Source organism: Vibrio rotiferianus CAIM 577 = LMG 21460 (assembly GCF_002741985.1).
GTDB lineage: Bacteria > Pseudomonadota > Gammaproteobacteria > Enterobacterales > Vibrionaceae > Vibrio > Vibrio rotiferianus.
The window spans coordinates 25,595-36,677 of the sequence record NZ_APHW01000035.1; the positions used below are offsets into that span (position 1 = coordinate 25,595).

8 protein-coding genes, 1 tRNA gene, 1 rRNA gene, 2 pseudogenes and 1 riboswitch are annotated in these 11,083 nt (G+C 46.2%); of the genes and pseudogenes, 2 read left to right on the plus strand and 10 right to left on the minus strand.

Translation table 11 applies throughout. From position 1 onward, the window contains the following. Nucleotides 1-117: 117 nt before the first annotated feature. Nucleotides 118-1,628 (plus strand): annotated as a pseudogene (locus B853_RS26485) (M24B family metallopeptidase); the annotation flags it as partial. A 147-nt stretch (nt 1,629-1,775) separates the two neighbouring features. Then, on the plus strand, nt 1,776-1,907 hold the full coding sequence (locus B853_RS26490; protein ID WP_249027416.1) for a M24 family metallopeptidase C-terminal domain-containing protein: 132 nt from the start codon (nt 1,776-1,778) through the stop codon (nt 1,905-1,907). A 112-nt stretch (nt 1,908-2,019) separates the two neighbouring features. Here the strand turns inward: B853_RS26490 and thiH are convergent. The 10 genes and pseudogenes from thiH to rrf form a co-directional block, all read right to left on the minus strand. Continuing rightward, nucleotides 2,020-3,149, minus strand: a pseudogene (gene thiH / locus B853_RS14905) (2-iminoacetate synthase ThiH). A gap of 34 nt (nt 3,150-3,183) precedes the next feature. Then, entirely contained in the window at nt 3,184-3,951 is a 768-nt protein-coding gene (locus B853_RS14910) for a thiazole synthase (RefSeq protein ID WP_009703039.1), read from the minus strand. After that, nucleotides 3,944-4,213, minus strand: a complete 270-nt coding sequence (gene thiS / locus B853_RS14915) for a sulfur carrier protein ThiS (RefSeq protein WP_128826903.1) — start codon at nt 4,211-4,213, stop codon at nt 3,944-3,946. The genes B853_RS14910 and thiS overlap by 8 nt, the downstream gene beginning before the upstream one ends. A gap of 38 nt (nt 4,214-4,251) precedes the next feature. After that, a complete protein-coding gene (locus B853_RS14920) occupies nt 4,252-5,025 on the minus strand; it encodes a HesA/MoeB/ThiF family protein (RefSeq protein ID WP_038885415.1) in 774 nt (257 codons plus the stop codon). Then, nucleotides 5,012-6,427: a thiamine phosphate synthase gene (locus tag B853_RS14925; RefSeq protein WP_038885416.1), complete on the minus strand. Its 1,416-nt coding sequence runs from the start codon at nt 6,425-6,427 to the stop codon at nt 5,012-5,014. Before B853_RS14925 ends, B853_RS14920 begins: the two co-directional genes overlap by 14 nt. Beyond that, on the minus strand, nt 6,427-8,367 hold the full coding sequence (gene thiC, locus B853_RS14930; RefSeq protein ID WP_038885417.1) for a phosphomethylpyrimidine synthase ThiC: 1,941 nt from the start codon (nt 8,365-8,367) through the stop codon (nt 6,427-6,429). Before thiC ends, B853_RS14925 begins: the two co-directional genes overlap by 1 nt. Nucleotides 8,368-8,532: 165 nt before the next feature. Next, nucleotides 8,533-8,631, minus strand: a riboswitch (TPP riboswitch). Between the two features lie 61 nt (nt 8,632-8,692). Next, the gene (gene crcB / locus B853_RS14935) at nt 8,693-9,076 is read right to left on the minus strand and encodes a fluoride efflux transporter CrcB (protein WP_005430379.1); all 384 of its coding nucleotides are present in this window, start codon (nt 9,074-9,076) and stop codon (nt 8,693-8,695) included. A gap of 123 nt (nt 9,077-9,199) precedes the next feature. Continuing rightward, nucleotides 9,200-10,582: a multicopper oxidase family protein gene (locus B853_RS14940; RefSeq protein WP_038885418.1), complete on the minus strand. Its 1,383-nt coding sequence runs from the start codon at nt 10,580-10,582 to the stop codon at nt 9,200-9,202. 261 nt (nt 10,583-10,843) lie between these two features. Then, nucleotides 10,844-10,920 (minus strand) — tRNA-Asp (locus tag B853_RS14945). Nucleotides 10,921-10,989: 69 nt separating this feature from the next. Further along, a 5S ribosomal RNA gene (rrf, locus tag B853_RS14950) occupies nt 10,990-11,083 on the minus strand; the annotation flags it as partial.

Sequence of the window (11,083 nt, forward strand, 5' to 3'; positions counted from 1 at the left end):
ACTCCGGCTCTATTGAAGTGATTGCGAACCTCAATAGACTCAAAAACTGCATGAAGCAGATGGAAACAGCTCCCACACCTGAGCATGAAGGAGCGGTAATTTGAAGGAATAACACAGATGCACAACAATACCCTAAGCCGCGTGAATGCAATTCGCGAATGGCTAGCACAACATAATATTGATGCCCTACTTGTCCCACATGAAGACGAGTACTTGGGCGAATACGTACCGGCGCACAACGAGCGTTTACACTGGCTAACTGGTTTTACCGGTTCTGCTGGTGCTGCGGTAATCACCAAAGACAAAGCCGCTATCTTTGTTGATGGTCGCTACACGGTACAAGTCACTAAGCAGGTTCCTGCTGATCTATTCGAATACCGTCACCTGATTGAAGAGCCTGCACTAGATTGGATTAAAGACCATCTTGCAAATGGCGCATCTGTGGCAATCGACCCTCGCATGCACAACTCTGCTTGGTTAGACATGGCACAAGCAAAACTTGCAGGTGCACTTGAGCTTAAGATTCTCGACAGCAACCCAATTGATGAGCTGTGGCACGACCGCCCTGCTCCTGTGGTTTCTGATGTTCGCCTAATGGCAACAGAAGCGGTTGGTCAATCAAGTGAAAGCAAACGCCAAGAAATCGCAGAGCTAGTGAAAAAAGCCGGCGCAGACAGCGCAGTAATCACAGCACTTGACTCTATCTGTTGGTTGCTCAACGTTCGTGGTCTTGATGTATCACGCCTACCAGTTCTGCTTTCTCACGCGATTCTGCACTCAGATTCAAGCGTGGAATACTTCCTAGATCCAGCTCGCCTACCTGCTGAGTTTGACGCTCACGTTGGTGCTGGCGTAACAATTCATCACCCTGAAGCATTGCAACCACGACTAGAAACCCTAACTGGCAAGAATGTACTGGTTGACCCTGCGACAAGTAACGCATGGTTTAAGCTGGTTCTACAAAACGCTGGCGCATCAGTGGTGAGTAAAGCTGACCCATGCCTAATGCCAAAAGCAGCGAAAAACGCAGTTGAAATCGCAGGTATGAAAGCGTGTCATATCCGTGATGGCGTGGCGATGAGTAAGTTCCTATCTTGGTTAGATGCAGAAGTCGTTGCGGGTAACCTGCATGATGAAGCGACGCTGGCAGACAAACTGGAAGCATTCCGTAGCGAAGACCCAACACTTATGGATCTTAGTTTCGATACTATTTCAGCTGCGGGTGGCAACGCGGCGATGTGTCACTACAACCACGAGAACCAACCTGAACCTGGCAAGCTAGAACTGAACACGCTTTACCTAGTGGATTCAGGCGGTCAGTACCTAGATGGCACGACAGACATCACGCGAACAATTGCGATCGGTCAGCCTTCACAAGAGATGATTAAACAATTCACTCTCGCGCTAAAAGGTCACATCGGTGTCGCTCGTGCACGTTTCCCGAAAGGCACACGTGTTACCAAATCGATACACTAGCTCGTCAGCACCTATGGGCGGAAGGCTACGATTATGATCACGGTACTGGTCACGGCGTTGGTCACTTCTTAAGTGTTCATGAAGGTCCGGCGAGCATTTCGAAGAAGCAAATCGACGTGCCTCTAACAGAAGGTATGGTGCTTTCCAACGAGCCAGGTTACTACCGTGCAGATGCGTTTGGTATCCGTATTGAAAACCTAGAGCTTGTTGTTGAAACCCCAACTAACGGTGACTTCCCTGTTCTGTCATTTGAGTCGCTAACACGTTGCCCAATCGACAAGCGCAACATCAATGTTGATATGCTAACTCGTCCAGAGCTTGCTTGGCTGAATGACTACCATCAGAAGGTATGGGATGAGATCAGCCCGCTAGTTGAAGGTGATGTGAAAGAGTGGCTTCGTCAAGCAACGCTACCAGTAGCACACAGCTAGAAGCTAGAAGCTAGAAGCTAGAAAAAGTAGAGGGTTGATGTTTTGCATCAACCCTCTTTTTTACTTATGTTTCACGTGAAACATAACGATGACTAGTGGCTTTATTTATTACTTAACCGGAATACGCTAAGTGCCAATCTCGCCATACAGGGTCAAATCCTTTGGCTCGAATCATCTCTTCCACAGAACCAGCACTTCGCTCATCGCTGATCTCAAACTGCTCGAGTTCAACATCATCCATCGCATAACCCCCCCCGGCTGAGTTTTTGATGCAGCAGACATACTGGTGATGCCTAACGGTAATGCATTGTCTCTGAACTTCGGTGATTCACGAGTCGATAATGACAACTCCACTTCTGGATTCAACAAACGATAAGCGCAAATCAACTGCACAAGCTGCTTATCCGTCATAACTGATTTTGGCTGCTTTCCGTTTAAAGAACTGGCCCCCTCACAAGGACGTAAACGTGGGAAAGAAATCGAGTAACGAGTCTGCCAATACGTGCGCTCTAGATAGTCCAAGTGCGCTGCCACATAAAAGCAATCGGTACGCCACTCTTCCAACCCTATTAAAGCGCCAATACCGATCTTATCGATGCCTGCTTTTGCAAGACGATCGGGTGTATCCAATCGGTATTCGAAATCCATCTTGTTGCCACGCAAATGGTGCTCGGCGTAAGTCGAAGGATGATACGTTTCTTGATAGACCATCACCGCATCTAAACCCAATATCTTGAGCTCTGCGTATTCGTCTTGATCTAGCGGCTGTACTTCCATCGCCAAATAGTTAAAACGCTGCTTAATCATCGGCACCATTTCGCGAAAGTATTTCATCCCCACTTTGGTTTCGTGTTCACCAGTCACCAGCAATACGCTGTCGAACTTCATGCGTTTAATGGCTTCAACTTCTGCAGCCACTTCGTCTCTATTCAAAGTACGACGCTTGATTCTATTCTCCATCGAGAAGCCACAATAAGTACAAGCATTGGCGCACAAGTTAGAAAGGTACAATGGAATATAAAGCGACATGGTATTACCAAAACGCTTGCGAGTTGCCGAGTATGACAGCTGCGCCATTTGCTCTAAGTACACTTCAGCCGCTGGTGAAATTAGCGCTTTAAAGTCTTCCAAATCACGCTTGGGTTTATTCAATGCTCGCTCGACATCTCGTGCCGTTTTCGCGTAGATCGACATCGAGATGTCGTCCCAATTCAGCTGCTTAAATTGTTCAACGAAGCTCATGTTTTCCTCGCTTAATAGCTAAACCAATCTAGGACTAAAGCTCATCTAGGAATGACGTCAGTGGACTCGACGCAACCGCATGAGAAACCTTACCAGCAAGTCCGGCTTCATAAGCCATACGCCCCGACTCTACCGCCAACTTAAATGCCCTCGCCATCGCAACGGGATCGCTCGAAGCTGCAATCGCGGTATTTACGAGAACGGCATCCGCGCCCATTTCCATCGCACGCGCGGCATGTGAAGGAGCACCAATACCCGCATCGACAACCACTGGAACATTGGCTTGGTCGATGATGATCTCTAGGAAATCGTGAGAAACTATCCCTTTGTTGGAACCAATCGGTGCACCTAATGGCATGACCGCTGCACAACCCACTTCTTCCAATCGTTTACACAGAACCGGATCAGCATGACAGTAAGGGAGGACAATGAAGCCTTCACGAACCAGTTGTTCAGCGGCCGCAAGCGTCTCAATTGGATCGGGCATCAAGTACTTCGGGTCTGGGTGAATTTCCAGTTTTAGCCAGTTTGTACCTAACGCTTCTCTCGCCAATTGTGCTGCAAACACAGCATCTTTAGCATTCTTTGCACCTGAGGTGTTCGGCAATAAGTTCACGCCCGCTTGTACTAACGGCAGCAAAATATCGTCTTGTTGGTCGTTCACATCCACACGCTTCAACGCCATGGTCGCAAGTTGAGAACCCGATACTTGAATCGCTTCTGCCATTAATCGGCTGTTGGCAAACTTCCCTGTTCCCGTGAACAGTCTTGATTCGAATTGTTTATCACCAATTTTAAGCATCGACTTTACCCCCCCCTGCGATCGCTTGAAACAAAGAGATGCTATCTCCCTGTGAAAGAACTGTGCTAGCCCACTCACTGCGCGGCACAACATTGTTATTAATTGCAAAAACACAGCCCATTTCAGGCAGCGCAAATTGACTAATGATTTGCTGTAGATTTGACTCACTGGCAACTTGATGTGACTGGTCATTGATGACAATAGTGATCACATCTAAATCAGCAGCGGTCATTTGTGTTGTTTGTTGTTCTGATAACGTCATTGCTTCCAACTCTCTTAATTCTGCCCATGACTCGTAAGCTAAATCTGAGCACACACTTGGCACTGTTTGTCTTTGCTTATCGCCATGGTTTGCCATTGCAGTTTCAATCCATCAAATAGGTGTAGCTTGGCAGTCTCGACATGAAACTTTCCCGTCGCCAGTTTTTGAATTGCCGCTATCGCTTGGTAGTTGCCAAGTGTGCCCACCACCGGACCAACGACACCGCTGTCACTGCACTTTTGAGTTTGTGGTAATTCGTCGAACGGATACAAACAGCGGTAACAGGCTTTACTCTGTACTTCTTGTTCTATTTGGGCTTGGTAATCAAAGACTGCGAATTGCCCTTGCCAACCAATTGCCGCCGCTGAGATGAGCGGCGTATTTTGCTCGAAACAAACTTGGTTAATTAGCTGGCGCGTTGGCATGTTATCGGTGCAGTCGAGCACCACATCCGCTAGCATCACCTCAAGCTGCAGCTGTGCTTTGTCTAATCGCTTATTGAGAGCACGAATTTGAACCATAGAATTAAGGTCAGTGAGTTGCTTTACAGTCGCTTTTGTTTTCGCAACTTGGAGGTCTTGTTCACGATAAATGATCTGACGTTGTAGGTTACTGCTATCAACTTCATCGTCATCAACCACAACCAATTTACCCACGCCCGCTGATGCCAAGTACAAACTCGCTGCACTCCCTAATCCACCACAACCGATGATCAGCACATGCGATTTGCTCAAACGCTCTTGCCCAACTTCGGCAATTTCAGGCAGAGCGACTTGGCGTTGATAGCGAAGGAACTGCTTATCCGTGAGCATGCTCGCCTCTCTTGGTATCCACCAACTCTCTATTCTGATCAGTAAACGTTAGCTGTCTTTCCTTCATCAGTTGTGCGAAGCACTCGATGACGGGCTGAGGTGATTCTGCCAACGTAATAGCTCGCACAACTGCCAAACTAGAAACACCTGTTTGCCAAACTTGGTCTGCATTAGATTGGTCAATGCCACCAATCGCGACCGTCGGAAAGCCAAGCACATAGTCACTATCTGCTTTGTCTTTTGAAGGATGGAAAACCGACTCCGCGTTTCCATAAGGAATGCTATCAATCAGCTTTTGATACAGAGCCAAGCGCACCAAACCTTGTGGTTTCGATGGCATCTGTTTAGTGGTGGTTGGGAAAATATGCCCTAGCGCGATGTAACTAGGATGAATTTGTACGATGCGCAGTAGCTCATAATAACCATGAGTAGAAAGACCAAGACGAATGCCGGCTTTAGTTAGCTGAGCCAAATTCGATTCTTCTATGTCTTCTTGTCCTAGGTGAACACCATAAGCGCCATGCTTGATTGCCAACTGCCAATAGTCATTGATGAACACTTGTGCTTGATACTGACGACCTAGCTCAATTGCTCGAATGATCTGTTGTTCTAAATCGGCTTGTTGTGGGTTCTTGATTCGCAGTTGAATAGTGTTGATGCCTAGTGGCAGTAGACGCTCAATCCAAGCAACATCATCAACGACTGGATAGAGCCCTAGGCTTTGCTTAGTTAGAGTTGGAAAGCTAACGCTCTCGCCTTGTGCAGACCAACCAACTTGAATATCGAGTCGGCTATCCTCCAGTACAGGTGTGGGGAAATCATCAAATTGGTCAGCCCACTGAGTAGATCTTCCCTCACCAAGGTTGTCATTCAACAGTGTTTCACGTGAAACATTCGCTTGTTGAGTTAGCATTCCTCGAGCAAGTGTTAACGCATCTTCGATAGGAAAATCGAGTACTGTCAGCGTTACTGTCCAAGCAAGGTGATGTTCGGGATCGAACATTGCGTTGAATTTGGACTTAACGGAAAGCGCTCTCACTTCGTTATTAATTGGGTGACGCCAGATATCAAGCTGAAGCACTTTCTCCTTTTCATCGGATACCTGCGTATCAGCAATGCCAATATAAATCGCTTTCGACGGTTGCTTAGCACACGCTTCTACCGATAAAGCAGAGCGGTAATAGAGCACAAATGAACTCTCATGCTCAGAGTCATAACCATCAATAAGATCTGTCGTTATGCGTGTGGTCTGTTGGTCGCGAACAAGCTGAATAGATTGAGTTGGGCTCACACCCAACTCAATGTCTTCGATGCTAAAACCCTGTTCTTTCGCCAACAACAAACATTGCTGAACTAAACCTGTCAGTTCAATCAATGATGACGGAATAAGGATTTTGCTCATTAGTCACTTACCTCGGCATGTGCTGCTGGATGGTATAGCTCAGAACCTGTGTCTCTAAATTCTTGCGATTTCTGACGCATCCCCTCAAGAGGATCATCCAGCATTTTGATTGAGATAGCTTGGTCCGCAGCAACTTGCTCAGTATCTTTCGCGTATTCTCGTACCTCTTGCGAAATCTTCATCGAGCAGAACTTTGGTCCACACATCGAACAGAAGTGAGCAACTTTTCCAGACTCTTGAGGCAAGGTTTCATCATGGAAAGCGCGTGCGGTATCGGGGTCGAGCGACAAGTTAAATTGGTCTTCCCAGCGGAACTCGAAGCGAGCTTTAGAAAGCGCGTTATCACGAACTTGTGCACCAGGGTGTCCCTTTGCCAAATCAGCGGCGTGCGCAGCAAGCTTGTAAGTGATCATACCTACCTTTACGTCTTCTTTGTTCGGTAAGCCAAGGTGTTCTTTAGGAGTTACATAACAAAGCATCGCACAGCCATACCAACCAATCATCGCAGCGCCAATACCTGACGTAATATGGTCGTAACCAGGAGCAACATCTGTCGTCAGTGGACCAAGCGTGTAGAAAGGAGCTTCATGGCAGTGCTCTAGCTGCTCCTCCATGTTCTCTTTGATCATATGCATTGGAACATGGCCAGGACCTTCGATAATCACCTGTACGTCGTATTCCCACGCTATCTTGGTTAACTCACCAAGGGTGCGAAGCTCAGCAAATTGAGCTTCGTCGTTAGCATCGGCAACCGAGCCAGGACGCAGACCATCACCGAGAGAAAGTGCCACATCATACTTAGCACAGATTTCACAGATCTCTCGGAAGTGGGTATATAAGAAGCTTTCTTGGTGATGCGCTAAACACCATTTCGCGATGATAGAGCCACCACGAGAAACGATGCCAGTAACGCGTTTTGCAGTCATTGGCACATAACGAAGTAGTAAACCGGCATGGATAGTGAAATAGTCAACGCCCTGCTCTGCTTGCTCGATCAGAGTATCGCGCATCACTTCCCAGTTAAGGTTTTCAGCAACACCATTCACTTTCTCAAGCGCTTGGTACATTGGTACGGTACCGATCGGAACCGGACTGTTACGTAGAATCCACTCGCGAGTTTCGTGGATGTTCCTTCCAGTAGAGAGATCCATAACGGTATCTCCACCCCAGCGCGTTGCCCATACTAACTTCTCTACTTCTTCTTCAATCGAAGAAGTGACCGATGAGTTACCGATGTTGGCGTTCACTTTGACCAAAAAGTTACGCCCAATGATCATTGGTTCGGATTCTGGGTGGTTGATATTAGAAGGGATAATCGCGCGACCTTCAGCGACTTCTTTACGCACAAACTCGGCGGTAATGTCTTTTGGAAGATTCGCTCCGAAGCTTTGACCCGGATGTTGTTGATTCAACACTTCATCGCGGTATTGAGCACGCCCCATATTTTCACGTAGGGCAATGTATTCCATTTCTGGGGTAATAATGCCTTTGCGAGCATAGTGTAACTGAGTCACACACTGCCCACCTTTGGCACGTCGAATACGTGGTAGATTGCCGTAACGAAGATCGTCTAGCGTTTCATCTTCTAGGCGCTCTTTGGTGTATACCGAGCTTACTTCATTAAGTAGTTCAGTATCGGCACGCTCTTCAATCCACCCTTCTCTCAGCTTAGGTAAGCCGTTGTAGAGGTCTATGGTGTGTTCTGGATCTGTGTATACACCCGAGGTATCGTAAACGCGTACTGGCTCATTAGGCTCGAAAATAGGCGCTTCTTTTGTACCTCCAATAAGGCTATCAGCGAGTGATATTTCACGCATTGGCACACGAATATCGGGACGTGAACCCTCTACGTAGACTTTGGTTGAATTTGGGTATGGTTGTACCGAGAGTGTATCAATGAACAGTTTTGCTTCCAGTCTCGCTTGCTTGCGACTCGACATAGCATTTTTCCTTGCTTTGTTATGCTTAGATAAAAAGTATTGGGATAAAAATGCTTGGCGGATAGATGCGACAAGAGGAATCGAATTAAAGACAGATTGAGCGAGTGCTCTTCGTCTATAACAACATTCGACTATTTGATAGGTCGACCAGATAGAGCTCTGGTGTAGATATCTTCTCTTGTTCCCTTCGCAGATTCTAATCTGATCAGGTTCAACGGATCCCGAATTAACGGTCTCAGCCTTATGGCACTCCGACAAGTGAAATCAGTATATAAAAACGGCTTGGTTAAACCAAGCCGACCTGATGAAGATTTGAGTGTTTTTGCTAGCTACGCATCAATAATTGGAAACCAATCCACGCAGCCGAAATGCTTAACACGACATTCAGTAGTACGTTCAATCCCATCTTAAAGAAAGCGCCCTGCTGCATAAGCAACACATTATCCATCGAGAAAGTAGAGAAAGTGGTTAATGCGCCCAAAAAGCCAAGACCGATGATTTGACGCCATGGGTCAGTGACCATCAACTCAGTTTCAAACGCAGCAATCAGTAGACCCATAATAAATGAGCCAACGACATTCACGGTTAAGGTACCGTACGGAAAACCACGACCAAGTAGCATCACACAAAGTTCAGAAATTAAGTAACGAGAACATGCACCAAATGCGCCACCCAATGCAATAAAACCCAAAACGGATAGTTGCCCCATAATTCCCCCAGAAAAGTTAATGGCGACATTGTAATCAAATTTACGGCAATAGTGATTATACAATCTAAGAATTCGGCAAAGTATAGCGCTTAAAACTTATCAAGATTTAAAAAGTTACAGGAGTCACTTTACTTCGATGTACCCCATCAAACCTGTCTTCATGTGTTCAATCACATGACAATGGTACATCCAAAGCCCTGGGTTATCTGCAACAAATGCCGCTTTCGCACTGCCGTTTTTTCCAAGCAAGACCGTATCGGTATGAAACGGTTCATCGAGTTTTTTGCCATCTAACTCAAGAACAGTAAACGTGTGCCCATGAAGGTGAATAGGATGATGATATTGGGTGACGTTCTTAAGGTTGAAAATATAAGTTTTTCCGAGCTCCAATGTTGAAAGCGGTGCTGGAATATTATCTTTACTCATTCCCTCCCAAGCTCGTTTATTCATCAGCCAAAACTTAGGTATCGCTTTGCCCGATTTATCGGCAGGAGTGACCGCCCCCTCCCATTCAAACACATAATCAATTTGCTCAGCATTTTTCAAATCAAGATCTGGCACTGGGTTAAGAGGTAATAAAGGCAGTTTCTGGTTGGTCGGCAGGTCAGACTCGACAACTTCGAACTCACACAAAGGGAATGGGAAGCGTCCTTTCATTTGACGCACATAAACACGTTCTCCAGCCTTCGGAGCAATCAATCCGACATCTAACCTCATTCCTGGACCAATTTTGTGCTGAGTGAGCTTATAAGGTGTTTTAACAGGATTCCCATCAATAGCAAAAACCCAAGCCTCTGCGCCTTCTATAGCGATCGGATAAGTAATGGTGTTATCGACATTAGCAATTCTTAATCGCGTAGTGGCATTCTGCTTCAACGTATAAACAGGCTCATGGATACCGTTGACACTACTCCACTCTCCAGGGGTCCCCATACGTGCACTCAAGCGCGGCACCATAAGGTTCTTACACTGACCTTGTTTGTCTAAATGCCAATGCTTGAGGACGACTTCATGTTCTTCATCAAACTGAACAGGCTCAGCCTCTTCAACGATAATTAGACCAACTAACCCCATACCAAGCTGCTTAACGCTATTCATATGTGGGTGATACCAAAACGTACCCGCATCTGGCGGTGTAAATTCATAAACGAATGTTTCACCTGGCATGATAGGCGGCTGGCTCAAGAAAGGGACACCATCCATTTCAATAGGGATTCGCAAGCCATGCCAGTGGATTGTAGTTGGCTCTGAAAGCTTGTTGGTAAATCGGATAATAACTTTCTCGCCTTGGCGACAACGAATCGTAGGAGCTGGAATCGAACCATTAAACGCGAGTACATCCGTGTTAAATCCTGGTACTAATTCTGCAGTAGAAGGCTCTGCAGTGATGTCGTATATATGCTGACCTTGTTTGTTAGTGCTCCTAGATAGAGAACATGCAGGCAGAATGGTAAGCGCAGAGATCGCTAAGGAAGATTGAAGAAAGCGTCGACGAGATATATCCATGTATTTAGTCACTTATTATTCCAATTGATGTGAGTGTAACTAAATATTAATAATGATTCTCACTTATCTTTTAAAGATGTGCACTAATGATGCTTAGAGTCAGGAATATAAATTAAGATCCATATTTAATAGGCACTAAAAAGGTAGTAAGCACCTACATACATATACTAAGAAGTAAAAGAGATCGGTTTGAGAAGAAGGGAACTTAATGGTAAATACGAAAAAGCCCTAGCATTTCTGCTAGGGCTTTGTCTGAATAAGTGGCGGAGCGGACGGGACTCGAACCCGCGACCCCCGGCGTGACAGGCCGGTATTCTAACCAACTGAACTACCGCTCCGCACTGGTTAGACATTTAAGTCTAAGTTTTTGTCTTCACTTTTTCATAAAAAGTGAAAATAAAATACAAGCCTGGCGATGTCCTACTCTCACATGGGGAAGCCCCACACTACCATCGGCGCTAATTCGTTTCACTTCTGAGTTCGGAATGGAAATCAGGTGGG

What these genes read in the sequence shown, in the direction of transcription:
- B853_RS26490 (WP_249027416.1), top strand. Translation starts at nt 1,776, where the DNA reads ATGCTAACTCGTCCAGAGCTTGCTTGGCTGAATGACTACCATCAGAAG.
- B853_RS14910 (WP_009703039.1), bottom strand. Translation starts at nt 3,951, where the DNA reads ATGCTTAAAATTGGTGATAAACAATTCGAATCAAGACTGTTCACGGGA.
- thiS (WP_128826903.1), bottom strand. Translation starts at nt 4,213, where the DNA reads ATGACGTTATCAGAACAACAAACAACACAAATGACCGCTGCTGATTTA.
- B853_RS14920 (WP_038885415.1), bottom strand. Translation starts at nt 5,025, where the DNA reads ATGCTCACGGATAAGCAGTTCCTTCGCTATCAACGCCAAGTCGCTCTG.
- B853_RS14925 (WP_038885416.1), bottom strand. Translation starts at nt 6,427, where the DNA reads ATGAGCAAAATCCTTATTCCGTCATCATTGATTGAACTGACAGGTTTA.
- thiC (WP_038885417.1), bottom strand. Translation starts at nt 8,367, where the DNA reads ATGTCGAGTCGCAAGCAAGCGAGACTGGAAGCAAAACTGTTCATTGAT.
- crcB (WP_005430379.1), bottom strand. Translation starts at nt 9,076, where the DNA reads ATGGGGCAACTATCCGTTTTGGGTTTTATTGCATTGGGTGGCGCATTT.
- B853_RS14940 (WP_038885418.1), bottom strand. Translation starts at nt 10,582, where the DNA reads ATGGATATATCTCGTCGACGCTTTCTTCAATCTTCCTTAGCGATCTCT.